The following is a 26,594-nucleotide window of genomic DNA, read 5'->3' on the forward strand; positions in this document are numbered from 1 at the left end:
CGTTTTGATGAGTTTGTCGTTTATCGACGGTTTCCTATTGGCATGCGAGCCATTCGACCGCAAGTTTCGTACGATTCGTAACGTTCGTTTTCGCGAGAATATCGCTGATACGATTGCGAACCGTGCCTTCGCTTAAAAACAGTTTCGCAGCGATCTCACGATTGTCGTACCCCTCGGCGACCAGTTGCATCACGTCCCGCTCGCGCTCAGTGAGATTCGCGAAACGACCGGAAAAACGATTTTCCCCGTTATCGCCAGCTTGCGAAACGTGACGCTGCGTCTGACTCGCTTTATTGACATGCAGTTTCCGCAACACCTGCGCTCCCATAACCACCTGTCCGGCCATCACCGACTGCACTGCGGGAATCACCGATGAGACATCCTGTTTGATCAGGTAGCCTTTGGTGCCGATTTCCAACGCCTCGGCGATGTACGATTCGTCCGCGAATGTGGTAAGTATCAGGATTTTCGCATTCGGATGGGCGTCGATGATCTTTCGCGACGCGGCAAGACCGTCCATAACCGGCATTTGCACGTCGATCAGCAGCACGTCCGGATTATCTTCTTCATACTGACCTACCGCGGTTTCGCCATCATAGGCCGTCCATGCAATATCGGCCGTGCCTGTCGCTTTGAGAATCGTGGACAGCGACGAGCATACGATTGGATCATCATCGACGATTGCGACTCGCATCATACGTTCTCCTTCGTTGTTGCGGACGCTGCCGCATCATCGTCCGTTTTGGGAATGGACACGAACACCCGCCACCCCTCATGATACGGGCCGCACACCGCGGTACCGCCGAGCGCCCGCGCACGCTCCTCGATATCCGCCAATCCAATGCCCGAAGCATCACGCATCGTCGCCGTACGCGCGGCATCATGGAACTGACGAAAACGAGCGGAAGACTCCCCCATCATACCGTTGATGTTTCCTTGGGAGCCATCGTTCCACAGGGCGCCATCATCCTGTATGCGCAGCTGCCATAACGCAGGAAAATCACGCAAGGTGATATCGACATTGCGCGCCATGCTATGGCGAATCGTATTGTTCAACGCCTCGCGAATCGTCGTGGCGAAACAGCGTGACACCGCGGCCGGAGCCGCATCGATGCCGTTGCTCAAGGTGACGTTCACTGTACTGGAATCGTCCAAACCATGCGCGGATGCCTCAATCTGCGCCACGAAATCCGTGCCTTCGTCTTTCAGATCATGCACCGCGCCCCGCACCAATGTCATCGCCTCGCCCACCGTGTCGTGAATCTGCGCGAACCCTTGAGCCGCCTGCTCCTGACCAGAAACCTGAGCCACCACTTGGGCCGCTTCGGACTGCATGATGGCCCGGGTAAGCATATGGCCGACATTGTCATGAATCTCGCGCGCTATGCGTGTACGCTCCGCGAGCGTGGCCACACGAACCGACGCGGCGCGATCTTCCTCGCTTTCCGCCAATTGCGAGCGCAGCCGGCGGATCTGGTCACGTTTGGAATCCTGAAGCCGCCTGTTCTGCCGGGTGAGCGTGACATTGCGCGCGCACAACAGGCCAACCATGAATCCCAACACTACATGCAATGCCAGCAGTACGGCGATGAGTGCAGCTCCCATATCATCCGCATGCGCGCCTGCATTACGGCAACGGACCAAGGTCGCCACTACGGGAATGATCCACACCCATCGTGCGATGACCGTCGTGATTTGCATCGCATCGTATTGCGGCATGTTCGGCAATTGCGAACGCAAGCCGGCATGGTTCCGTCCCGCACGGTGTTGTTCGACGTTCTGTGATACGGCGGGCAGCATGGCCGCGTTGTATGCGGCGACCGGCATCATCGCGCACCATGATGGCGTGAAGCATGCGCCGCAATCCAACATCAACAGTATGGCGATGGTCCATGCCGACGAGCGCGCGTATTCCCCCACCGCGGCACAGCATATGGCCAGCAACGCGCCGCATACCAGTTCAGCCGATACGTCTCCGACGATATACAGGTTTGCGATCAGCCCGAACGTGAGGAATATGGCCTGAAGCAATAATCGCCGCATGCCTTCCTCCATCGTCGCCGCTTCTTGTGGTTATGTCTTACCAGCGTAGTGTACGTTGCCACCGTTGCGGGCCATCTTTGCCACGAAGGTGACATTTGTCATCTTCCATATGGCTGTGTTGCGCCAGGTTTATGACCTCAGACACCATGTCGTCGCCGTTTGGTCGGAGACAATGGAATCACTATCGTAAACGGCGGTTATCGCTGTTGGAACATGTGAGGTAAGGAGAGCCGATGAGCGAGCGTATGGAAAGGCAAACAGGTGAGAGCTCCAGCAGCGCGGTCAAGGTGTCGAAGCTGGTCAAACGGTATGGGGATATGCTGGCGCTTGACTATTTCGATCTTGACGTGCATCAAGGTGAGATTTTCGGTTTGCTTGGACCGAACGGTTCCGGCAAGACCACGGCGATTAACTGCATTCTCGCATTGTTGACGTTCGATGAGGGCACGGTACGTGTGTTTGACGAACCGATTGGCCCGACCAGTTATGCGCTGAAACGCCGCATCGGCATCGTACCGCAGAATGTGGCTGTGTTCAATGAATTGACGGTTGAGGAGAATATCGATTATTTCTGCTCGCTGTATGTGCCTGACAGGGCACGCCGTCATGCGCTGGTTGAGGATGCGCTGGATTTTGTGGGCTTGCGCGATTACCGCAGGTTCCGTCCGTCGAAATTGTCGGGAGGTTTGCTTCGTCGATTGAACATCGCATGCGGTGTGGCGCATAAGCCGGATCTGATTTTCTTCGATGAGCCGACCGTCGCCGTCGATCCGCAAAGCCGCAATGCGATTCTGGAGGGCATTCAGCGTCTTAACCACGAAGGCGCGACGGTGATTTACACGAGCCATTACATGGAGGAGGTCGAGCAGATCTGCGACCGCATTCTCATCATGGATCATGGCAGGCATTTGGCCTTGGGCACCGCCGACGAGTTGAAGGCGATGATCGACACCGGCGAACGCATCAGTGTGGAAACCGACGATCTGGGTGGCTTGCATCATGAGGCGGGAACGCAGCAAGCATTGGAACAGTTACGTGCGCTGCCATGTGTGATGAGCGCCGATTATGACGGTCATGAGTTGACGGTACGTTGCCGTAGGGGCGATCACAATCTTCTTGACGTGTTGACGTTGCTGAAATCCAATGGCACGAATATCGGGCATCTTTCCTCCCGGCAACCGACGCTGAACGATGTGTTCCTTGAACTGACCGGCACGGCGTTGCGTGACTGACGGAATCATGGTTCGAAAGGTTTGACATTATGTTGCAGACATTGCTGGTCAATCTGAAATTGCATTTCAGGGAGAAAGCGCAGCTGTTCTGGCTGTTTGCCTTTCCCATCATTCTGGCGACCATGTTCAATGGCATGTTCGGCAATATCGCGGAAAGTTACGCATTGCACACGGTTGACGTCGTCGTGGTCAATAACGACGATTGGCGCGCCTCTCCGGGCGCGCAGATGCTGGTCGACGGCATTTCGTCCGATACTGGCGCGACCGGTGCCGATGGCGATCATGCGAAGGTCGATGATGACGGTGACGCCATGCCGAAACTCATCACCGTCACGGAAGCCGCATCTATGGAAGCCGCGGATCGAGCGCTGCTTGACGCCAAGGCGCAGGGCAGACTGTCCGTCGACGGTAGTGGGAAACTGCAGCTGGCCATTTCCCAAGCCACGCAAACATCCGCCACGGATGTGATGGCGTCGAGCAGTGGTCTGGATATTTCCCTGACGGTGTTGGGCAATATCGTGGACTTGTACAATCACAACACCGCCGTGGTGATCAATGCCGCGCAGCACAATCCGTCCGCGTTGTTGGATGACGCGTTCACCGGCAGCATCGGCTCGTCGAGTGGGTTCACGAAGGAAGTGCAGCTGACGAATTTCAAGCCAAGCGGCACCGCACGCTACTATTACGCGTTGCTCGGCATGGCCGCGATGATGGCCATGAGTTTCGCGGTGAACGCGGTATCGTTGGCCCAGGCAAACCTGTCGGCACTTGGCATTCGCCGTTCCGTCGCTCCCCTGCCGAAACTGCAACAGCTGCTGGCAGGTTTTCTTTCCAGTTGGATCTGCTCGTTCCTAAGTCTGACCGTGGCCATGCTGTACATTCGTTTCGGCTGCCAGATTTCTCTCGGCGGTCGTGAATGGGCCGGCTTGGGCGCGTGCTTGATGGCGTCATTCGCCACAAGCGCGTTCGGCACGTTGATCGGCGCAATACAGGGTGTTTCCACGAGTGCCAAGCAGGGATTGTGCACGGCCTTGGCATGCACGCTGTCGCTGTTTTCCGGTTTGTATGGCTCGTTCGCCATGGATTTAAGCGATCAGATAGCGCAGCATGCGCCCCTGTTGAGCATGTTGAATCCGGCGCAACAGATTACGAATCTGTTCTACGACATTCTGTATTACGACAGTTTCCGCCCGTTCTTTGCCACGGTGGGCGTATTGGCTGCGATGAGCTTGGTCTGTCTTGGTATGGCGACCGTTCTGTTGAGGAGGCAACGCTATGAACACTTGTAAAGCAGCACTGCGCATTCTCAAAGCGCGCAAATTGTATGTGATTATCTACTTGGTGCTGATCGGCACGATGATGTTTTCCATCAGCTGGCAGATCATGCGTGGCTCCACAGCTGCCAGAGCGACGACGTATGAGCCGGAATCCGCCCGTATTGCGGTAATCGACCGTGATGACGACGCCGAGCATGTGGCTCAATCGTTGCGTTCCTACCTCGCTTTGGACGGTGAGATGGTCACCATTGATGACGATTCCATATCGTTGCAGCAGGCTGTCGCATCGAATTATGTTGATTTGATTGCGATTGTGCCACAAGGTTTCGCCGAGCGTTATCTGCAGTATGCGGATAACGCCACGGCTACGCAACCGACCATAGATACCGTCGTCAGTTATGCTTCCGGAGCCGGATCGCTCGCACAGCTGAAAGTCAACGAGTTTCTTTCGCTGACGCGTACCGCCTATCTCGGCATGCCGCAGGCACAGCGCACGCTCGACGCCGCCATGGCAACGACGTTGGATGCTGCCACCGCCGATATGAAACAGTCGCATATCGCCGTGGTGTCCTCGGACTCTGAAGACGACGGCACCACACCGGGCTCATCGGCATTCGCGGGCACGCTCAAAACCGGCTTGTATCCACTGTTGCTGGTCATGCCGGTATGCACGTTCCTCGTGGTCAGCACATTCAACGACAACGAAATCCGCCGCAGGCTCTACTCGTCCCCCGCGCGTCTGGTGTCGTTGGAAGCGCAGCAAATGCTGACATGCGGGACGTTCGGTCTGCTGGTATGTGCTGCGTATACCGCGGTGACATTCCTGTTGATGGCGCTGGCCGGAGTGTCCTTTACCGGCCTGAATGCCGTGAACGTAGGCTTGTCGTTCGTGTCGCTGATGGTCTACACGCTTATGGCGATCGCTTGCGGATTCCTGTTGGGGTCATCCGGTTTCAATGAAATGGCAACGAACGGTTTCGTCAATGTGTTCGCTCTGCTGGTCATGTTCACTTCCGGTATGGCGTTCCCCGTGGATATGATGCCAGATCCCATGATCATCATCGGAAAACTGCTGCCTGGATGGTGGCTCTGCTCATCGATAGACCACGTATTCGGACTGGGTACGGCCTCCTCGAGCGGCGTGGACTACGGCGCGTGGGCGTCATCAACCGGATTGGTGGCAATGTTCGCGGTAGCGTTCATCTGTCTGGGCTTGGCCTTGGGACGCATTCGGCGAGCCCGCCCGACGTTGGCCTCCCCCGCCACAACGCAGTTGGCCAAGTAGTCGACGCCAACACTGTGGCAGCCGCATGACGATCGCATACGACGTCCACGGTCTACTTGAGCATATTCCTCCGGTAGGCTGTGGGCGTCGTATGCATGTACTGCTTGAACGTGCGCGTGAAGAATGTCGATGATGAGAAACCAAGTTTTTTGGCGATGTCGGAAACCGGCATCGATGTGGTGTCCAGCATTTCCGCTCCAGCTCTCATACGCACGTCATTGACGAATTCAATCGGCGTCTGATCGACCATCTCATGGAAGATCTGCGCGCATTTCGTACGGCCGACGGACCCTGCTGAAGCAATCTCCTCCAGGGTGATCTGTCGAACGTAATTGTGCTGCACGTAATCAATCATCTTGCTCAAAATAGCAATCTTCGGATTCTTCCTGTCGTATTTGGAAGAACCATTCTTGCCATGTTCGCCCGCTATGGCCGTCAGTTCACGCACCATCGTATAAAAACAGCTGAGCACGGTCAACGATGCCGTATCATCCTTTAATTTCATATTGTCAACGGTGGCGGGATGCATGGTCTGGGCAGCCGGCATCTGACCGAATTTCGCATCATGCAGCCGCATCATGCATTCCAGCAACGCGGATCCATGCTCATCTTCAGGATCACACACCATGTACGGGAGCCGTTCGTCCGCCATCAACGGAGCCACAAAGCGTTCATAAACCATGTTCGGCATGCACATGCATGAAGGGTTCAGCAGAGTGCAGGAAAATTCGCAATCGGTGCCGTCCTCGGTGAAACCGTAATGCAATTGGCGCGAATTCACGAAAATGCCTTGGCCTTCTTCGAGACGAATGCTTTCGCCGTTCACGAAATACCACATGTGTCCACGGATGATGTGGGTGAATTCGAAGTCGATATGCCAATGGCATTCCGCGCGCATGTTCGGATACTGATGCAGCAGCGAATGTTCGGTGAATGAGAAGAACATCGGCGCATCATATTGCACCATTTCCGCGCCGTTGGGCTTGCGTCCCCAGTTGGTGACCGGCATGAACTCATATGGAAGACGACCGTCTTGCGCAAGTTCAGGCTGTTCCGTTTGTTCGTTTTGTCCGACCTGCACGTCACGAACGTCTAATCCCATCTGTCCCATGCAATACCCCATCAGTGGATACGGTAAATAATACGAAAATCAAGAACGATAATACAACGAAATACAGTGTCAACGAATAATGATGCCGTTGAATGGAACATGATATGTCACGTCAATCGATTGACGTAATACAGCAGAGGAGGCAGCATGGTGGAACCCACCAATCATCCGGCACGCGACGAATGGGAGCGTATGCTCTCCGGCGAACTGTATGTGGCCGATAGTCCGCAACAGCAGGAAGCGAATATGCGCAAGCGTCGCTTGGTGCAGGCCATCAACACGTCCGAATATGACGCGTTCAAAGAACGTGACGAACTGTTTCACGAACTGTTCGGCGCATTTGGAGAGGGTGGATTCGTGGAACCCCCATTCAACTGCGATTATGGATGCAACACGTTCATCGGCAAGAATTTCTATGCCAACATGGATTGCATTTTCCTTGACGTGGCACGCATCACCATCGGCGACCGCGTGTTCTTCGGCCCCCGAGTGGGCCTGTACACGCCGTATCATCCGATCGATGCGACGGTGCGTTCCTCCGGCCCTGAAGGCGCTCGTCCGATCACCATTGGCAACGATGTCTGGTTCGGCGGCAATGTGGTGGTCGGCCCTGGCGTCACCATCGGCGATGATGTGGTGATCGGTGCCGGATCAGTGGTGGTCAAGGACATTCCTTCGCATTCGGTGGCAGTCGGCAATCCATGCCATGTGATCCGTGAGATCACCGACGCCGACCGCGAATATTGGGAAGGCAAGGCAGCGGAATATCACGCTTGGAAGGATTCGATTCAGTAAATCGTTAGTTCACGCACCGCAATTTCACTCGGGTGCGGGCATTGGCTATCATCGCCCGCACCCCATCAATGTATTTCTCGTACATTTCCTACACGCACCAACCATCCTCACATCATCATGCAATCTTCCATCACTTGGCGCGAGTTTCTTCGACAGACGTTGACGCTCGCCCTGCCCATCACGTTTCAACAACTGATGCTGGCGCTGTCATCGTGCGCCGACACTCTTATGCTGACGAACGTCGGTCAAAACGAGCTGTCGGCAGTGTCTCTTGCCACGCAGTTCCAGTTCATTTTCAGTTTGTGTCTTGCCGCGCTCACGCTTGGCATGAGCATTCTGGTGGCCCAGTATTGGGGTGCGGGCAACACGAATGCCGTCGAACGTGTCTTGGCGTTCATCATGCTGTATGCCGGCGGATTGTCGCTGGTGTTTTTCGCATTGACGCTACTCATTCCGGAAACGTTGATGTCGATTATGACGAACGATGCGACGCTGATTGCCATCGGCTCACAGTATTTGCGGGTTTCGTCGGTTTCGTACCTGTTCATCGGTTTGTCGCAAATGTATTTGTGTCTGATGAAGAATGTGGGTGCGGCGGTCACCGGAATGACGGTAAGCACGGTTGGCGTGATCGTGCATGTTGCGCTGAACGCGGTGCTGATCTATGGTTGGTTCGGTTTACCCGCATTGGGTATTTTCGGCGCGGCGATTTCCACGGTGATTTCCCGAGCCATCGAACTGGTGTGGTCTGTGCTTGTAGCCAGCCGCAATGGCCGCCCACGTTTGCGGTTGTCGATGATGTTGCATCCGGATGTGGCGTTGCAGAAGGATTTTTGGAAGTATAGTCTGCCCGTGCTTGGCAATGAGCTGGTTTGGGGCTGCGGTTTCACCATGTACACCGTGATTATGGGTCATCTTGGTACGGATGCGGTGGCGGCCAATTCCATTGCGAATATCGTCAAGGATCTGTTGGTCTGTTTGAGTCTTGGCCTTGGCAATGCGGGCGGCATTCTTGTCGGTAATCTGCTTGGCCGCAATGCTTTCGATCAGGCGAAGGTTATGGGCGACAGGCTCTGTGTACTGGTGGCGGCAGTTGGCGTTGGAACCGGCCTGTTGATTATCGCGGCACGTCCTTTGGCGTTGCAGTGGGCGGGATTGACGCCGCAGGCCACGCGTTATCTGTCGGTTATGCTGTTTATCTGCGCCTATTATGCGGCATGCGGGTGCATGGCCAATCTGACTATCGCCGGTATTTTCCCTGCCGGAGGCGATTCCCGGTTCGGACTTGTCTGCGATGCGAGCGTTATGTGGCTTGTCGTCGTACCGGTCGGTCTGTTGGCGGCTTTCGTGTGGAAGTTGCCGGTATTGGCGGTCTATGCTTTGCTGAATACCGACGAATGCATCAAGATGATTCCTGCTTTGCTGCATTATCGAAAGTATCGTTGGGTCAACAATGTGACGAGACAGACCGATTCCGACGTAGTATCAAACGCATGAAAAACCGGTATCAACAAAGCCCGTGTCATACTGCATTGCACAGTGCGACACGGGCTTTGTCACTTGCCGATCTCAATCATGTGATTATTTATTTCATGAGATTGCGCAGCACATACTGGAGGATGCCCCCGTTGCGGTAGTAGTCGGCCTCGCCTGGGGTGTCGATGCGTACGACCGCGTCGAATTCGGTTGTGGAACCGTCGCTATGGGTGGCGGTGACACGCACGGTCTTCGGGGTGATGCCATTGTTGAATTCTTCAACGCCGGCAATATCGTACGTTTCGGTGCCATCAAGGCCGAGGCTCTCATAGGAGTCGCCTGCGGGGAACTGCAACGGCAGCACACCCATGCCGATCAGGTTCGAACGGTGGATACGTTCGAAGCTTTCGGTGATAACGGCTTTGACGCCCAGCATAACGGTTCCCTTGGCAGCCCAATCACGTGAGGAGCCAGTGCCATATTCCTTACCGGCAAGTACCACCAGAGGCACATCGTGTTCGATGTAGTCTCGGGACGCCTCGAAAATGGTGGTCGGCTTCTGGTCGAGGAAATCGTAGGTGAAACCGCCCGGAGTGACCTCTTCTCCTACGGACGCAAGCAACTGGTTGCGCAGTCGGATATTGCCGAACGTGCCACGTACCATGACCTCATGGTTGCCTCGACGGGAACCATAGGAGTTGAAGTTCTTCGGTTCGACGCCACGGTCGGTCAGGTACTTGCCAGCAGGACTGGAAGCCTTGAACGCGCCGGCTGGAGAAATATGGTCGGTGGTCACGGAATCACCGAGCAGTGCGAGCACGCGGGCGCCATGAATGTCTTCGACGGGATCCGGTGTGGCCTTCATGCCATCGAAGAACGTCTGCTTACGCACGTAGGTGGAATCCTCATTCCATGCGAACAGTTCGCCTTCTGGAACGTCAAGTCCTTTCCAACGACGGTCGCCTTCGAATACGGAAGCGTAATCCTTCAGGAACATCTCACGGCTGACGGTACCGTCCACCACGGCGGCAACCTCGCCATTGGTGGGCCAGATATCCTTCAGATACACATCATTGCCGTCCGGATCCTTGCCAAGCGGCTGAGTTTCAAAATCGAAATCCATGGTGCCAGCGAGCGCATAGGCGATGACGAGCGGCGGAGATGCCAGGTAGTTCATCTTGACGTCCGGGCTGATGCGGCCTTCGAAGTTGCGGTTGCCCGACAGCACTGAGGTGACGGTCAGATCGTTGGCGTTGATGGCTTCGGAGATTTCCGGCAGCAGCGGACCGGAGTTGCCGATGCAGGTGGCGCAGCCGAAACCGACCAGCTGGTAACCGAGCGCGTCGAGATCGTCCTGCAAGCCAGCCGCCTTAAGATAGTCGGCCACAACCTGGGAGCCCGGTGCGAGCGAGGTCTTGACCCACGGCTTGGGCTTCAAACCCTTGGCATGCGCGTTGCGTGCAATCAAACCGGCTGCGATCATCACGGACGGATTGGATGTGTTTGTGCACGAGGTGATGGATGCGATCGCCACATCACCGTTGGTGATGTCGAAGTCACCGCGGAAGTCGGTGGAAACGGCAACCGGCTCCTGCACGGTCTTGTCCGTTTCGTACGCGGGCAAGGTTTCGACGAATTTCGCTTTGGATTCAGACAGTTTGATGCGATCCTGCGGGCGCTTCGGGCCAGCGATCGACGGCACGACAGTACCGAGGTCGAGTTCCAGGTATTCGGAATACTGCGGTTCGACGTAGTTTGGATCGGTGGTGTCGCCCCACAGCTTGTTCGCCTTGGCATACGCTTCGACCAATGCGATCTGTTCTTCGGAACGGCCGGTCAAGCGCAGATAGTCGAGAGTGACGCCGTCGATTGGGAAAATGCCGCAGGTGGAGCCGAATTCCGGACCCATGTTGCCGATGGTGGCACGGTTGGCCAGCGGCACCGAGGCGATGCCATCACCGTAGAATTCCACGAATTTGCCGACCACACCATGCTGGCGAAGCATATCGGTGATGGTCAGCACCACGTCGGTGGCGGTGACGCCTTCAGGAATGGAACCGGTAAGCTTGAAACCGACAACACGCGGCACCAGCATGGAGATCGGCTGTCCAAGCATGGCCGCTTCGGCTTCAATGCCGCCAACGCCCCAACCGAGCACGCCCAAGCCATTGACGGTGGTGGTGTGCGAGTCGGTGCCCACGCAGGAATCAAGATAGGCAAGAGTCTTGCCACCGTTTTCTTCGACCTTGGTCATGATGACCTTGGCGAGATATTCGATATTGACCTGGTGGATGATGCCCGTTCCCGGCGGTACCACGCGGAAGTTCTTGAATGCCTGCTGACCCCAACGCAGGAACTGGTAACGTTCGCCGTTGCGCTGGTATTCGATGTCCATGTTCTGTTCGACCGCGTCGGCGATGCCGTACTTGTCGATCTGTACGGAATGGTCGATGACCATGTCGGACTGCACCTGCGGGTTGATGACCTCAGGATCTCCCCCAAGATCCTTGACCGCATCACGCATGGTGGCAAGATCCACAATGCAGGGCACGCCGGTGAAATCCTGCATGACCACGCGGGACGGGGTGAACTGGATCTCATGACTCGGCTGTGCAGCCGGATCCCAATCCAACAGTGCCTTGACATGATCATCCGTGATGTTGGCGCCATCGATGTTACGTACCAGGTTCTCGACGAGAACCTTCAACGAATACGGCAGATGATCGATGCCCGGCAGATCTGCGATGCGGTAATATTCATAATCCTTGCCGTCCACCTTCAGGGTGTCGAGCTGGTCGTCGCGCACAGACATGCTACCTCCGAGCTTTTTGGCTGTATAACACAGCTGATTATTCGTCGCCTACGATACAGCCAAGTTAATTCAGCTCTGGCGTGTCTTCTTAAAGTATGGGACAATACTCGGAATTTTCGGCACCAAACGCAAACACACCAAGAACACGAGTGCCGAAAGCACCATTGCCACCGCCGTCGCAGCCAGCATCTGCCCGGTCGGCACCACCAGCGCGAAGAAATTCGCCACCGGTTTTACGAGCATGCCCCCGAATCCAATTGCGGCAAAGGCCAATACCAATATGCCACGCCACGAATGCAACGGCTTTGCCACCCGCGCAAGCACGAACACTCCCATCATGAGCAGAATAATCGCGTTGACGCCACGCAGCATCGCCAACTGCGCACCCGAATCCTGCACATTCCACTTCATGAATATCGGCAGCAGCCACGACGTGGACAAAATCGACAATCCGACCGCCACACCGCAGGGCACAGCAAAATGCAGCACGCGTTTCAGGAATCCTGGAATATAACGACGCGTGTTCGGAGCCAACGCAAGAATGAATGCCGGCATGCCAATCGTCAATCCGCCCACATATGTGATGTGGCGAGGCAGATACGGGAATGGTATCTGCGTCAGCACCACACCCAACGAAATCAGTGCGGAATACACGGTTTTCACGAGGAATAGGCTTGCCACACGTTCCATATTGGCCATGACCTGACGCCCTCGCGCCACCACATCGGGCAGATGTGAGAACTTCGAATCGACAAGCACCACCTGTGCCACGGCCTTGGTGGCGGGCGCAGCATTGCCCATCGCAATACCCAGATCGGCCTCTTTGATGGCGAGCGCGTCGTTCACGCCGTCGCCGGTCATCGCCACCACATGCTCACCTGCATGCAATGCCTCCACGATCGCCTTTTTCTGATCGGGCAGCACACGCCCAAGCACATCCACGTTTTCCAGTACTTGCGCCAGCTCCGTAATGTCAGCGGGCAGCTCACGCGCGTCCATGAATCGTGGTTCATGTTCGCCGGTCAGATGCACTTTTCTTGCGATCGCGCCGACGGTTACGGGATTGTCACCAGAGATGATGCGGCAACGCACGCCTTGTTCACGGAACCATGCAAGCGTTTCTTCGGCGTCGGCGCGAATATGTTCGGAACAGCACACCAACGCGACAGGGCACGATGCCGGATTGAGTTTTGGATCGGTTTCGTAATCGTCGGGCGCTGCACCGTAGATTCGCGCGACCAGCAGCACACGGTTGCCGTCATTGGCGAGATCATTGACTTGTTTGAGTATGTCGGCATGGTCACCGTTGATTTGGGAAAGAATGACTTCCGGCGCACCCATCGTCCACACTGCATTGCCGTCATAGATCGAACTCCACTTGCGCGCCGACGAGAACGGTACTCGTGCCTCGACAGTGCCGTCCGCAAATCCCTGTTCCCGTAGTCCAGACAGAATCGCTTGCCCTGTACCGTTGGGCTGTCCTTCGTTCGATAGGTCGAATAGAGCCTGTCTGACGTCATGCTCGTTCACGGTGCCTCGCATGTCGTCGGGGCCACGAACACCCAGCAATTCCAACGAATCGAGTCGGATGGTGCCGTCGGTGACAGTACCGGTTTTGTCAAGGTTCAGGCAATCCACACGAGCGAGAGTCTCCACGGATTCCAGCTCCTGCACCAGCGTGTTCTTACGTGCCAAACGAATGGCTGCGAGCGCGAAATTCAGCGAGGTGAGCAGCACCAGGCCTTCAGGGATCATACCGACCACACCGGCCACTGCGGAAATGACCGCGGAACGCCATTCGCCGGTCGAAATGGCCACATTCCAGCCGCCAACAGTGCGTACCTGCGACCAGATGAGCAGTACGCAGAGCGGCACCACCAGGAAGGTCATGAATTTCAGAATCGTGTTGATGCCCTTGTTTAGGTCGGATACGGTTTTCCTGTAAACCTTCGCCCGTGCGGTAAGTTTGGCCGCGTAACTGTGCTCTCCTACGGCGGTGACTTTCACCAACGCCATGCCGGAGATGGCGGTGGATCCAGAGAAAATATCGCAGCCTTCGCCCTTGCGTACGGTCCGTGATTCGCCGGTAAGCATGGATTCGTCCAGCTCCAGTCCCCAAGTGTGCACGATCTGCGCGTCCGCGGGCACCTGTTCGCCGGAACGGATCCACATGAAATCACCGAGCACGATATCGTTGTGCGGTATTTCAACGTCTTTGCCGTCGCGGTGCACAAGATAGTCGGAAGCCACCAGAATCGACAGTTTGTCAAGAGTACGCTTGGCTTTCAATTCGGTGCAGATGCCTATGCCGGTATTGATGATGATGATCATGCCGAACACCGCGTCTCTCCACGATCCAGTGATCAATACCATAACCATGGCCGCAAAGATGATGCCGTTGAACAAGGTGAACACGTTGGCTCGCACGATATCGATAAGCGAACGTGAGGTCGATGCCTTGACCACATTGTCCAATCCGCTTTCCCTGAGGGCGATCACTTCGCCTTGTGTCAGCCCCGTCTCTTCGATGAGGGGCATTGTTCGACTTTCGCTCATGATTGCCAGCCTACCGTCACACTCCCGTTTTCCGGTCAACTTCTTGTGAAACACAGGTAAAAATCAGGGAATTTTCAGGGTATTTCATCAAAAGACGAACTTCTGGTCATTCATACCGACATGGTGCAAAACCATATCAGTGGGTAATCGTGGTTACCAGCATTTCCCGGTCGTGAGGATCATTATTGGCCACGGCCACAGCAGCATCGTCGAGCGGTATCGCGTCGGTCATACGATCGTTGACCGTCATGGTAGCCGCATACAGTTTGTTGTCTTTCGGCACGGCGATAGGATTGAGAAGCACCACTGGAACGCCCGCTGTTCTTGCGGTTTCCAAAGCATCATTCCAGTTTTCGGCATTGGCTTCGTTCGCGTCGATTCCTGCGATGATAATGAGGTCGGCCTTGCGTTGCGCCATGTCACGCACGCCTTGCTGCGCGGTGGATTGCGCGTCCACAGTGCCCGAGACGGTAATGTACACCGGCTTGAGTTTACCGGCTTCCATGGCATCCATTGCCATGGAATCGGCGGTGACATCATCCGATCCAATCATGGCGATGGACAGGCTGTCACGATCCTCCATGGAGTGCGCCACCGCAGTATTGGGAGATTGCGTATCCCCCACCGCGGCATTCGACGGCACGCAACCAGATAGCGCCGCGCAAGACAACGCAATCGCAGTCATTCCAGAAAACGCACGACTTGCGAATAACGGCATGCTCACTGTTCGTGCTTTCTGAACAGCGCCACAGTCTCCACATGATGGGTCATGGGATAAATGTCGAACGCGCGGATATCCGCCAATTCGTAGCCAAGTAACACGAGCGTGGCGGTATCTCTGGCAAGGCTTGCCGGATCGCATGCGATATAGACCACACTTTTCGCTTCGGCTTCGGCAATCTGCCTGCACACCTTTGCGCGGGCGCCGGCACGGGGCGGATCAAGCACCACCACATCTGGCTTGGCGAGATCATTGCGCACGTTGGCAAGTGTTTTCGCCACGTCGCCCACACGCGCATCGACATTACCCAGATGAATGTGCCTCAAATTACGTTGCGCGTTCCTTACCGCAGTTTTGCCGCCTTCGACGCTCAACATGCGAGTGCGCTCCGCCGTCAGCGTGGCCAACGGCAGCGTGAACAGACCCGAACCGGAATACAAATCCCACAGACATGCGGATTTGGCACCGTCAAGCTCGCCGCGTACCAAATCGATCACATGGTTGGTCAAAGCGATCGGCGCATGCCTATGCATCTGCCAGAAACCGCCTGCATCCACGTTGTATTCGAATTCACGGCCGGCGACAATCACCTTTTCCGTAAGCTCACGGCTTCCAGCAACCACCTCGCCGTTCACAAGCACGGCGTAATTGTCTGAAATCGGCGCATTATCGCGAGGTTCCGGAACGGATAGACGAATCTGGGAACCCGGTTCGAAGCTCCCTTCCCACACATGCTCACGTTCGGCCACTTCCAGCAACGTACGGCTGGCCAACGGCATGGTATCAATCGGAACGCGCACATGCGTGCCTCGACGGTGCATCGACGGACGCCCATCAGCATCAGCAATCATCTCGATGCGAGTACGCCAATGCAAACCTCGCTCCGCATCGTCTTCCGACATACGCTCAATGGGCACTTCCACGTCGACGTGGCCGAGTCTTGCCATCTGTTCGGCCACCGACGTGACTTTCCATTTCAGTTGCCCTGCAAGCGACACATGCACCAAGTCAGCGCCGCCGACGCCACCGCCCATGGCAAGGGGTCCAGCTAACGACCATATTGGATCAGTACGGTCTTCGCTCGCTTCGAGTACTTCCACCACTTCGCCTGTCCAGAAGCGATCCTCACGATCATGCGGCTCGTCCAATGCGACACGGACCAGTTCGCCCGGCAATGCGAATCGCACGAACACAACACGTCCGTCAATATGACCGACGCAACGACCCTGGTCGGCGTACCGTTCAACGCGGATGGTCGATTCCATCAGTGCTCTTCCCTCATTTCGGTAGTTTGTGCTGCCTCAGCATCGTCTTCAGAAACTTCCTGCATCATCTTATGTCGGTGCATTGGCGTCGCCACGATCAGATACGAGACCCAAATCGCGAGCGCCCAGAACGGAATGCCCATCAGCAGACGCGCTGTTCCCAGCCAGCCGACGTGATTGCCGAGATAGAGCGGCACCTGCACGATCAGACGCAGCGCGAACACTCCAACCCACATTGCGGTGATGATGGTATAGGCGCGATTGAGCGCCTTGTCACCTCGCCAATCGGCAAGCCAGGCACGAAAATGTTCAGTCGGTAACGTTCGGATGAACTCGATGACCAATCCTAAGCCAGGCACCCGGACCAGCAGTGAAATCGTCAGCAAAACAACGTAAAAGGCGTTGGTGAGGAATCCGAACATGTAATAGTTACGTGCCTCGTGACTGTTCCATGCCCAGATCAGGCAGATACCTACTGCCAGCAAGCCTGATACCGCTCCCATGACGGACTGTCGTTGGCACAGGCGCACGATCACCTGCAGCACGGCCAACGCAGCGGACACGCCGATGGTCAGTTGCAAATTGGACGTGATGACGAACAGTGCCACGAACACGACGCCCGGCAGCATCGATTCGATAACGCCTCTCGGACCGCCGATGGCGTCGATCACGGAAAAATCGTCAGTATTACCGGCGTCGGCAAGCGCACCAAGACCAGTTCGTTTTTTCGCTTCGGTTTCAGCCATACGTATTAGCTATCGGTTCAAGCGGCTCAACGCACTTCGGAGAACATCGGTCCACGAGACAGCGTGGTCTTGACCTCAACCTGCTGGTCGGAGTCGAATGGACCCTTCGGTTTGCCGGGAATCTCAGTCTTCTGCTCAGCCTCTTCCGCAGCTGCCTTCGCAGCCTTGCGTTCGGCCGGAGCGACCGGCGGATGCATGGGAATAAGGTCGCGTGGCGCCAACGGATCATCGCCTCGTTCCACCACAATATCAGCGAAGAACTGGTTCAATGCCTTTGCTTCCTCACCCTCAGGATCGGTGGCAGCCTTGCCTGAGAAGATGCCGCGCAACATCCAACGCGGACCGTCGACGCCTACGATGCGGGTAAGCACCTTGCGTCCACCCTTGACGGTAACCGGCAATGCCAGTTCGGTGCCGAATACGCCTTCGACTTCCTTCGCGTCCTTGTTGGCTTCAATCAGGTCGGCACGAACGTCATCCCACAATCCGAGCGTCTTCGGTGCCGCGAATGCCTCAATCTCCACACTGGAGGAACCGTAGGTGATGGTGGTGCCAAGAACCTGCTGGGTGGCACGGTTGGCCTTCACTCGCAATTCAATGCCCTTCAGGAACGGCAGATAATATGATCCCATATCGAGGTACTCGTCGTAGTCGGGAACGTTCTCATCTTCCACATCCCACGGACCATGCTCGTCACCGCGGCCCTCGTATTCAGCGGAAGGCTCCGGAAGCGCCACAACTTCCTGAGCTTCGTCAACATTTTCAGCTGCGTCGACAGCCTCTTCGTTTTCTCCGGCGGCCGCTTCAAGAGCTTCCTTGCTCTGATGCTTCTTCTTACCGAATCCAAACAATCCCATGATGTTCCTCATTTCATAACAGTTGCAACCGTGAATAGCCTAGCACCTATGCTTAATATGGGCTGGGAATCGGGGTGTGATATTCCAATTCCCAGTCTGTTCACGATAAAAAGTGGCTTAAATGTCATACATAATGCTGAGCGGCGCATGATCGGACCAGCGCAGGTCGTAGGTCGGAGCCTTATCGATCACGAATCCGCAGGCCGTTTCCGCCAGTTCCGGTGTTGCGAACTGATAGTCGATCCTCCAGCCGACATTGTTGTCGAATGCACGACCGCGCTGGCTCCACCATGTGTACGGTCCTTGGATGTCTCCGGCGAGATTACGCATCACATCCACAAACTCCAGTTCTCCCAACCATTTGTCGACATATGCGCGCTCCTCGGGGAGGAATCCGGCATGCGTTTCGTTGGCTTTGGCGTTTTTGATGTCGAGCGGCGTGTGCGCGATGTTGAAATCACCGCAGAGCACCGCTTGTTTTCCGCCGTGTGCTGCCTCGTCACGCAACTGTTCCATGCGTATCAGCATGGTGTCGAGGAAACGGTATTTCTGCTTCATTTTTTCCGGATCATCGGTATTTCCCGCATGCACATACACGCAAACCACGGTAATGACATAGCCTTGTGGAGTTTGCATGTCCGCTTCGATCCAACGGCCGGAATCGACGTCATCCTCAAGTCCCGGCAATCCATATCGTTTGTCGACAACCGGCAATGCCGACAACAGACCTACGCCGGCACGCCCCTTGATACGGCAAATCTCGTTCATACGATGCAGTTCGCTCTGATCGGAAATACGTCCCGCCGTTGAGTATTCGAAACCGAATTCGTCGAAAATAGGATCGATTTCGTTTTGCGGGGCACGCACCTCCTGCATACACCACACGTCAGGTGTGTTGCGTCCGGCCCACTCCTCGATGCCTTTGCGTTTTGCCGCTCGGATTCCGTTCACATTGGAAGTCGTGATAGTGATCGTCATAGCGTTCTAGCCTAGCTTGCATACAAGAAAAGCCCTCGGCACATGCCGAAGGCTTATCTTGATGATGTTATCGCATCAAATCAGTCAAGACCGAGCTGCAGCTTGCCGCCGGGGATGGCGCCAAGCAGATCACGGGTGTACTGCTTCTGCGGATGGTCGAAGACCTCGTCAGTGGTGGCGTGCTCCACAAGCTTGCCGTGCTGCATCACCACAACCTCATCGGCGATCTGACGCACAACCGCCAAATCGTGGGTGATGAACAGGTAGCTCAGGCCCTTTTCCGTCTGCAGGTCATTGAGCAATCGCAACACCTGATCCTGCACCAGCACGTCCAAAGCGGATACGGCCTCGTCGCAGACAATCACGTCCGGATCGAGAGCCATGGCTCGTGCGATGGCGATGCGCTGACGCTGACCACCGGAAAGCTCGTTCGGGTAGCGGAAACGCACGGACCACGGCAGTTCCACCATATCGAGCAACTCACGCACGCGGGCAGCACGACTCTTCTTGTCTCCAATGCCGTGGATACGCAGTGGTTCTTCGATGGAACGGTAAATGGAGTACATCGGGTCAAGCGAGCCATACGGATTCTGGAACACCGGCTGCACGTGGCGGCGGAAGTCAAGCAATTCCTTGCCTTGGAAGCCGGAAATGTCCTTGCCTTCATAAGTGACGGTGCCTGAGGTCGGTTCAAGCAGCTTCAGCACCATGTTGGCCACCGTGGACTTGCCGGAACCGGACTCGCCCACAATTGCCAGCGTGGTACCCTTCTTGACGGAAAAGCTCACATCGTCAACGGCCTTGAACATCTCCTTCTTGCGCGGCAGCTTGAACTCGCGCGTCAGATGATCCACCGTGATGATGGATTCGCCGGACTTCAGGGAATCTTCATTCACCTTGTGTTCCATCACGCCGCTGGCATCGCCACCATGCTCCTTGACGGAGATGATGCGCTGCGAGGCCAACGACGGCGCCGCCGCCACCAGTCGCTTGGTGTATGGATGCTGCGGATGCTGCAGCACTTCCAGAGACGGGCCGGATTCAACGACCTGCCCCTTGTACATAACCACGATGTGCTGCGCACGCTCAGCCGCCAAACCCAAGTCATGGGTGATGAACAGCACTGCGGTTCCCAACGAATCGGTGAGCATCTGGAGATGATCAAGAATCTTCTTCTGCACGGTCACGTCAAGCGCGGAGGTCGGCTCGTCAGCGATCAGCAGTTCCGGACGGCATGCCAAGCCGATGGCGATGAGCGCACGCTGGCGCATACCACCGGAGAACTCGTGCGGATACTGGCGTGCACGAGTGGCGGCATCCGGCAGACCAGCCTCAGAAAGAAGACCTGCGATGCGGTCATCCATGGTGGAGCCGATTACATACTTCTTGGCGATGTACCAAGCGTCATCCTCGGCCACGCCGACCTTGATCAGGTCGTCGGCCACGCGCCAACGCGTTTCAGATCCTGGGACCCACTCCGACTCGAAGTACGCCACGGTCTTGTCGAAGTCGTCGCCGGTCTTACCGATCTTGGACAGCGCTTCCTTCGCCGCGGACAACAGCTCAGGAAGCTCCTTGGAGCCAAGGAAAGTTTCATCGTCGTTGCCTTTAAGTTCGACATCGGCATCGGCGAGAGCCTTCGACAGCGAGGAACGCTTCTCATGGGCGATATCCATATTGTTGGCGGCCAGAGCCTCCTTCACCTGGGTACCGATACGCCACACCGGGTTCAGGTTGCTCATCGGATCCTGCGGGACAAGACCCATCTTGTTGCCGCGCAACTTGTCGAAATCCCTCTGCTTGTAACCGGAGATTTCCTCGCCGTCAAGCTTGATGGATCCTCCGACCACATGGCCTGTGCCCGGAAGCAGACCAAGCACCGCCATAGCGGACGTGGACTTGCCGGAGCCGGACTCACCAACGATAGCCACCCACTGACCCGGGTATACGCTGAAAGAGGAGTTGCGAACCGCATGTACCGGCTGGCCATCATCAGTGGTGAAGTCGACCTGGAGGTTCTTGACTTCCAGCAGCGGACCGTTGGCACGTTGCATGGCCTCGAGCTTGTTTTCGGTATTCATTTCAGTCATCGAATATCCCTCACTTACACTCACGTACGGCTCTTCGGATCAAGCGCATCCTTCACGGCGTCACCCATCATGATGAAGGCAAGCACAGTGATGGCAAGTGCCGCGGACGGGTAGAACAGCACCATCGGATCGGTACGCAGAATGGACTGCGCATTGGAGATGTCGCCACCCCAGCTGACGGTAGTGGTCGGCAGACCCACACCAAGGAAGCTCAATGTTGCTTCCAACACGATGTATGTAGCCAGAGACGTTGTGCCCACCACAATGATCGGTGCCAAGGAATTCGGCAGAATGTGGCGGAACAGGTTACGCCACGGCGTGGAGCCAAGTGCGGTGGAAGCCGTATTGAACTCCAGATTCTTAGCTTCCATAACAGCGCCTCGCGCAATTCGCGCAACGGATGTCCAGCCGAATAACGTCATGACCAGAATAATCTTCCAAATGGAATCGTTGGTCTTGAACATCTGCAGCACCACGATGGCACCAAGCAAAATCGGCAAAGCCAGGAAAATATCGGTCAAACGGCTGAGAATGGTGTCGACCCAGCCTCCGAAGAAACCGCTCAACGCACCGATCAGCGTACCCAACAGCACCACCAGCACCGTAGCGAACACGCCGACGCTCAGCGAGGTACGAGTACCATGCACCACGCGGGAGTACACATCGCAGCCTTGCAGATCAAATCCGAAAGGATGTCCCTTCGAAGCCGGTTCCAAGGAGTTCTCAAGCGTGCAGTAGTTCGGATTCTGCTTGGTCATCACTCCTGGGAACAGCGCCACGAAGATAATGAACACAATAAGCACAGCGGAAATGATGAACATCGGGTTCTTGCGCAGGGTACGCCATGCGTCAGCCCAAAGGCTTGAAGCCGGTGCGGACTCATCTACCGAGTCAACGTCCTTAAGCGGCGTCTCCTCGAGAGGAGCAACATATCGTTCCTGTCCCGGAAGCGCGTGAGAAAGATTCGTCTCGTTCATATCAGTCATTGTTCAATCCTCCCAACTCACGCGTAGCGGATTCGCGGATCAAGCGCCGCATAGAGCATATCGACCAGCAGGTTGCACACTGCGAAGATCAGCATAAGCAGAGTCACAATGGACACCACCAGATTGCCTTCACCCTTGAGAATGCTTTGATAAGTCAGGTAACCAATGCCATGCACGTTGAAGATGGTTTCGGAAATCATGGCACCGCCCATCAGTGCGCCAAGATCCTGACCAAGGTAAGTGACGACAGGAATCATGGAGTTACGCAAAACGTGACGATTCATGACCGACCTGTTGTCCATGCCTTTGGCACGTGCGGTGCGCACATAGTCAAGCGCGATATTGGAAGAAATCTCCGAACGACTCAATCGGATGATATATGCCATAGACACAGATCCAAGCACCATTGCTGGCATCAGCAGGTCGATGAATCCTGGATTGGCACCGGCCGTAACTGGAAGCAGACGCAACTTCACGCCTAAGAAATACTGGGCAAGGAAGCCCGTGACGAAGGTCGGTACGGAGATGAGCAACAGAGAGATAATCAGGATCACGGTATCGCACCACTTGCCCTTGTTCAGGCCGGAAATCGCACCGAAGATCACGCCGAACACGGCTTCGAACACGAAAGCCATCAGCGCAAGCTTGATGGTGACCGGGAATGCACGTCCGATCTGGTCGATGACCAGCTGACCGGAGAAAGTCTTGCCGAAGTCAAGAGTCAGCGCATTTTTCAGGAACAGCAAATACTGCACGATGAACGGTTTATCCAGATTGTATTCGGCACGAATCTGCGCGGCGACGGCCTCATTGACCGGCTTATCGCCAAACATCGCCTTAACCGGGTCGCCCGGCAACGCGAACACCAGGGCGTACACCAAAAGCGTCGTGCCGAGAACCACAGGGATCATCTGCAGAATGCGTCGCAGAAGATATCTGCCCATTGGTTTCTCCTTTTTTGCTTATTCATTGTCAACCTTTTTCAGATTATTACTCATAATCATCGGGGAAGGTTAACGATTTACCCCGCAAGTTTTGTGGCAACACACAACAAACTGCTTTATATTGCAGTTTCATGGGAATCAGCTGGGAAAAATGCTTGGCTACCGGCATCTACCCCCTGACGCCTCTTGGCCACACTGATGTCACCCTGAAACGGTGCGTATTACATGGAAAGGAAGGAACGGATATGATCCGCCCCTTCCTGCAATTGGCTCAGCGAGATTCACTCACGAAGATCGGCTCACTTGCCGGACTTGGTCATGTTCTCGTAGACCGGCAGGTTCTGCCAGTTCATTTCGAAACCGGAAACGCCGGTAGCAGCCACACCGTAGGCGTTGGCGTAGTACAGCGGAACGGCCGGGAGATCGTTGAGCAGAACTTCCTGAGCCTGCTGGTACAGCTTATTGGCCTCATCGGTGGTCTGCGCGGCAGCAGCCTTGGAGCACAGGTCATCGAACTCCGAATTCTTGTAATCGCCATCGTTGGAACCATTGCCATCAGCGGCGGCGGAAGCGTAATTGGCCACCAGGTAGTTTTCGGCGGACGGATAATCCGGCTGCCAGCCGCTACGGAATGCGCCCTGAACCTTGCGATCGGACACGGCGGTACGGTAATCGTTGAAAGTCGGGTACGGGTTGGTGGCAGCCACTTCGGAACCAAGCGTGTTGTTGATGGAGTTCACCACAGCGGTGTAGGTGGTCTCGTGGCCACCGTCAGCGTTGTAAGCGAAGGTGAGCTTGTCATCGGAAGTCCACGGGCTGATGGCATTGGCCTTCTCCCAGAGTTCCTTGGCCTTCTTCTCGTTGTACTTCAGGTTGCCGACGCCCTTGAGGGAATCAGAGTAGCCCGGGGTCAGCGGAGAGGTAAAGTCAACGGCCGGAGTGCCGGTGCCGTTGAGCACCTTGTCGCAGATGTTCTCACGGTTGATGGCCATGGAGATGGCTTGACGACGCAGGGTGCCTTCTTCGGTACCAGCTTCGAAGTGCTTCAGGCTGGACGGAATGGTGAACTGCTGGATGACGGAACCGGCCTTGTTGTAGGCCTGCACGGTCTCATCGGTTTCGAAGGTCTTGGTGGCGGAGGCCGGCACGGATTCCATCACATCGAGGGCGCCGGACTGGATGTCGGCGTAGGCTGCGTCATCCTTGGTGTAGACCTTGAAGGTCACACCGTCGTTCTTCGGGGTTCGGTTGCCCTTGTAGTCAGGGTTCTTCACGAGCACGATCTCGTTGTCGTGATCCCAGGACTGGAACTTGTACGGACCGTTGCCGACTGGAGCCTCACCGAAGGCATCCGTGTCATCGTAGAAGGATTCCGGCAGCGGAGCGAATGCGGAATAGCCCACCTTGATGGCGAACACGGAATCAGACTTGTTCAGGTCGACGGTGAACTCGTGATCGTTGACGATCTTCAGACCTTCAAGCTGCTCATCACCCTTGAGGTTGTCGGTGTCCTGCAGCGCGTCATAGCCCTTGATGGTGGAGAAGAAGGATGAGCCGACCATACCGTTCTTGGCGTTGGCCACGTAGCTCCAAGCCTTGGTGAAGGACTCGGCGGTCACATCGGTGCCGTCGGTGAACTTCCAGCCATCCTTGAGCTTGATGTCGTACTGGGTGGCGTCATCGTTGGCGGTAATGGACTCAGCCACTTCGTTGGAAGCATTGCCTTTGGCGTCGAAGGAAATCAGACGGGAGAACAGCAGATCAACCGGCTTGCCACCACCGGTCTCGTTGGTGTTGCCCGGGATGAGCGGGTGCTGCGGTTCGGAATTGTATGCGGTGATGATGTTGGCACCTTCAGCGGCGGTGTCGCTGCCGTTGGAAGAGCCACAGCCGCTCAGCAGCATGCCAAAAGCGCACGCGGCGGCAGCGAAAGCCAGTGCTTTCTTCTTCATATAATCATTCTCCTATTCGATATCACATCGGGATTATCATCCCACAAACGGAAACGAGCCGACCTACTCACCGACGCATCTCTATTTGACGATAGTGCACTATTCTTGCTCAATTGACGGACAACCTTTCCATGCAACCCAAAAAACGCACACCTTCCTTGACGACATGACGGCGGAAAACATACGTTTTCCGCCGTCATGTCGAACAATGTATCCGAAGAATAAGTCAGCTCTTCGAAATCTCGTTATACACCGGAACGTTCTGCCAGTTCATGACGAAGTTCTTCACTCCGGATGCGGCAACGCCATTGGCATTGGAGTAATACAGCGGGATGGCAGGCAGATCGTTCAACAGAATCTCCTGAGCCTGCTGGTACAGCTTATTGGCCTCGTCGGTGGTCTGTGCGGCAGCAGCCTTGGAGCACAGGTCATCGAACTCCGGATTCTTGTAATCGCCATCGTTGGAACCATTGCCATCAGCAGCGTCAGAGGAATACAGCTGGTACAGGTAGTTTTCAGGAGACGGATAATCCGGCTGCCAAGCGGTACGGAACGCGCCGGTCATCTTGCGGCCGGTAACGTCGTTTCGGAATTCCTGGAAGGTCGGCACCGGGTTAGTGGTCACGTCGATATCGAGCGTGTTCTTCACGGAGTTCACCACGGCTTCAAAGATCGGCTTGGCTCCGCCGTCTGCATTATAGGAGAACGTAAGCTTGTCGTCGGAAGTCCACGGGCTGATGGCGTTGGCCTTCTCCCAGAGTTCCTTGGCCTTCTTTTTGTTGTACTTCAGATTCTCGTTGCCCTTGAGCGAATCGGAGTAGCCCGGAGTCTTCGGAGACGTGAATTCGACCGCTGGAGTTCCCAAACCATTCAGTACCTTGTCGCAGATGGCCTGACGGTCGATGGCCATGGACAACGCCTGTCGGCGCAACTGTCCTTCTTCGGTGGATGTCTTCCAATGTTCAAGATCCGACGGAATGGTGAACGTCTGAATCACGGAACCGGCCTTGTTGTATGGCACCACGGAGGAATCGGATTCGAAGGTCTTGCTGTCGGCGGACGGCACCGTATCCATCACATCAAGGTTGCCGGCCTGAACATCGGCATAGGCCGCGTTGGCATCCGTGTAGATCTTGAACGTCACACCGTCGTTATTCACCTTGCGATTGCCTTTGTAATCGGGATTCTTGACCAGCTTGATTTCCTTGTCATGGTCCCAGGAATCGAACTTGTACGGGCCATCGGAAACCGGCGACTCTCCGAAGGCCTTCGGATCCTTGTAGAAGGATTCCGGCATCGGATAGAATCCCGAATAACCCAGCTTGGTGGCGAACGCGGAATCCGACTGGCTCAGGTCGACGGTGAACTCGTGATCGTTGACGATCTTCAGACCTTCAAGCTGCTCGTCACCCTTGAGGTTGTCGGTGTCCTGCAGCGCGTCATAGCCCTTGATGGTGGAGAAGAAGGA

The 26,594-nt window shown here is 55.7% G+C and carries 20 protein-coding genes; 5 read left to right on the plus strand and 15 right to left on the minus strand.

Going from position 1 to position 26,594, the window contains the following annotated elements:
* Positions 1 to 34: 34 nt before the first annotated feature.
* Both KSY55_RS07175 and KSY55_RS07180 read right to left on the minus strand, forming a co-directional pair.
* Positions 35 to 694, minus strand: a complete 660-nt coding sequence (locus KSY55_RS07175; protein WP_033524130.1) for a response regulator transcription factor — start codon at positions 692 to 694, stop codon at positions 35 to 37.
* Complete coding sequence (locus KSY55_RS07180; RefSeq protein ID WP_065447275.1) at positions 694 to 2,043, minus strand: sensor histidine kinase; 1,350 nt, start codon at positions 2,041 to 2,043, stop codon at positions 694 to 696. The genes KSY55_RS07175 and KSY55_RS07180 overlap by 1 nt, the downstream gene beginning before the upstream one ends.
* Before the next feature lie 233 nt (positions 2,044 to 2,276).
* Between KSY55_RS07180 and KSY55_RS07185 the strand changes: the two genes are divergently transcribed.
* From KSY55_RS07185 to KSY55_RS07195, 3 genes are read left to right on the plus strand one after another with little or no spacing between them, the layout of a single operon-like run.
* Positions 2,277 to 3,275, plus strand: coding sequence for an ABC transporter ATP-binding protein (locus KSY55_RS07185; RefSeq protein ID WP_004220489.1), 999 nt, complete (start codon positions 2,277 to 2,279; stop codon positions 3,273 to 3,275).
* Between the two features lie 29 nt (positions 3,276 to 3,304).
* Positions 3,305 to 4,564 carry an ABC transporter permease gene (locus tag KSY55_RS07190; RefSeq protein WP_117750082.1) on the plus strand — a complete coding sequence of 420 codons (1,260 nt, stop codon included), beginning with the start codon at positions 3,305 to 3,307 and terminating at the stop codon, positions 4,562 to 4,564.
* A complete protein-coding gene (locus tag KSY55_RS07195) occupies positions 4,551 to 5,837 on the plus strand; it encodes an ABC transporter permease (protein WP_065435161.1) in 1,287 nt (428 codons plus the stop codon). The genes KSY55_RS07190 and KSY55_RS07195 overlap by 14 nt, the downstream gene beginning before the upstream one ends.
* A 52-nt stretch (positions 5,838 to 5,889) precedes the next feature.
* On the opposite strand, the gene KSY55_RS07200 is transcribed toward KSY55_RS07195, so the two are convergent.
* On the minus strand, positions 5,890 to 6,939 hold the full coding sequence (locus tag KSY55_RS07200) for an AraC family transcriptional regulator (RefSeq protein ID WP_226555654.1): 1,050 nt from the start codon (positions 6,937 to 6,939) through the stop codon (positions 5,890 to 5,892).
* Between the two features lie 156 nt (positions 6,940 to 7,095).
* On the opposite strand from KSY55_RS07200, the gene KSY55_RS07205 reads away from it, so the two are divergent.
* Together KSY55_RS07205 and KSY55_RS07210 are read left to right on the plus strand one after the other, a co-directional pair.
* Complete coding sequence (locus KSY55_RS07205) at positions 7,096 to 7,743, plus strand: sugar O-acetyltransferase (protein WP_034881062.1); 648 nt, start codon at positions 7,096 to 7,098, stop codon at positions 7,741 to 7,743.
* Positions 7,744 to 7,860: 117 nt separating this feature from the next.
* Complete coding sequence (locus KSY55_RS07210; RefSeq protein WP_217749633.1) at positions 7,861 to 9,240, plus strand: MATE family efflux transporter; 1,380 nt, start codon at positions 7,861 to 7,863, stop codon at positions 9,238 to 9,240.
* An 88-nt stretch (positions 9,241 to 9,328) separates the two neighbouring features.
* On the opposite strand, the gene acnA is transcribed toward KSY55_RS07210, so the two are convergent.
* The 12 genes from acnA to KSY55_RS07270 form a co-directional block, all read right to left on the minus strand.
* Positions 9,329 to 12,031, minus strand: a complete 2,703-nt coding sequence (gene acnA / locus KSY55_RS07215; protein WP_065437441.1) for an aconitate hydratase AcnA — start codon at positions 12,029 to 12,031, stop codon at positions 9,329 to 9,331.
* A gap of 69 nt (positions 12,032 to 12,100) precedes the next feature.
* Positions 12,101 to 14,587, minus strand: coding sequence for an HAD-IC family P-type ATPase (locus tag KSY55_RS07220; RefSeq protein ID WP_033524066.1), 2,487 nt, complete (start codon positions 14,585 to 14,587; stop codon positions 12,101 to 12,103).
* A gap of 136 nt (positions 14,588 to 14,723) precedes the next feature.
* Positions 14,724 to 15,272 carry a sugar ABC transporter substrate-binding protein gene (locus tag KSY55_RS07225; RefSeq protein WP_226558525.1) on the minus strand — a complete coding sequence of 183 codons (549 nt, stop codon included), beginning with the start codon at positions 15,270 to 15,272 and terminating at the stop codon, positions 14,724 to 14,726.
* A 35-nt stretch (positions 15,273 to 15,307) separates the two neighbouring features.
* Positions 15,308 to 16,573: a class I SAM-dependent RNA methyltransferase gene (locus tag KSY55_RS07230; protein ID WP_118765449.1), complete on the minus strand. Its 1,266-nt coding sequence runs from the start codon at positions 16,571 to 16,573 to the stop codon at positions 15,308 to 15,310.
* Positions 16,573 to 17,319: a DUF3159 domain-containing protein gene (locus tag KSY55_RS07235; RefSeq protein WP_004220512.1), complete on the minus strand. Its 747-nt coding sequence runs from the start codon at positions 17,317 to 17,319 to the stop codon at positions 16,573 to 16,575. The genes KSY55_RS07230 and KSY55_RS07235 overlap by 1 nt, the downstream gene beginning before the upstream one ends.
* 26 nt (positions 17,320 to 17,345) lie before the next feature.
* Positions 17,346 to 18,176 carry a DUF3710 domain-containing protein gene (locus tag KSY55_RS07240; RefSeq protein WP_022245426.1) on the minus strand — a complete coding sequence of 277 codons (831 nt, stop codon included), beginning with the start codon at positions 18,174 to 18,176 and terminating at the stop codon, positions 17,346 to 17,348.
* Between the two features lie 117 nt (positions 18,177 to 18,293).
* On the minus strand, positions 18,294 to 19,154 hold the full coding sequence (locus KSY55_RS07245) for an exodeoxyribonuclease III (protein WP_004220515.1): 861 nt from the start codon (positions 19,152 to 19,154) through the stop codon (positions 18,294 to 18,296).
* Positions 19,155 to 19,234: 80 nt separating this feature from the next.
* Positions 19,235 to 21,244, minus strand: a complete 2,010-nt coding sequence (locus KSY55_RS07250; RefSeq protein ID WP_004220518.1) for an ABC transporter ATP-binding protein — start codon at positions 21,242 to 21,244, stop codon at positions 19,235 to 19,237.
* A gap of 20 nt (positions 21,245 to 21,264) precedes the next feature.
* Positions 21,265 to 22,230, minus strand: a complete 966-nt coding sequence (locus KSY55_RS07255) for an ABC transporter permease (protein ID WP_022245427.1) — start codon at positions 22,228 to 22,230, stop codon at positions 21,265 to 21,267.
* A 17-nt stretch (positions 22,231 to 22,247) separates the two neighbouring features.
* On the minus strand, positions 22,248 to 23,174 hold the full coding sequence (locus KSY55_RS07260; protein ID WP_004220521.1) for an ABC transporter permease: 927 nt from the start codon (positions 23,172 to 23,174) through the stop codon (positions 22,248 to 22,250).
* Between the two features lie 299 nt (positions 23,175 to 23,473).
* Complete coding sequence (locus tag KSY55_RS07265; RefSeq protein WP_004220523.1) at positions 23,474 to 25,126, minus strand: ABC transporter substrate-binding protein; 1,653 nt, start codon at positions 25,124 to 25,126, stop codon at positions 23,474 to 23,476.
* Between the two features lie 226 nt (positions 25,127 to 25,352).
* On the minus strand, positions 25,353 to 26,594 hold a 1,242-nt coding region (locus tag KSY55_RS07270), incomplete at its 5' end, for an ABC transporter substrate-binding protein (protein ID WP_217749632.1).

The organism is Bifidobacterium sp. MSK.13.1 (assembly GCF_019131435.1).
Classification (GTDB): domain Bacteria; phylum Actinomycetota; class Actinomycetes; order Actinomycetales; family Bifidobacteriaceae; genus Bifidobacterium; species Bifidobacterium pseudocatenulatum.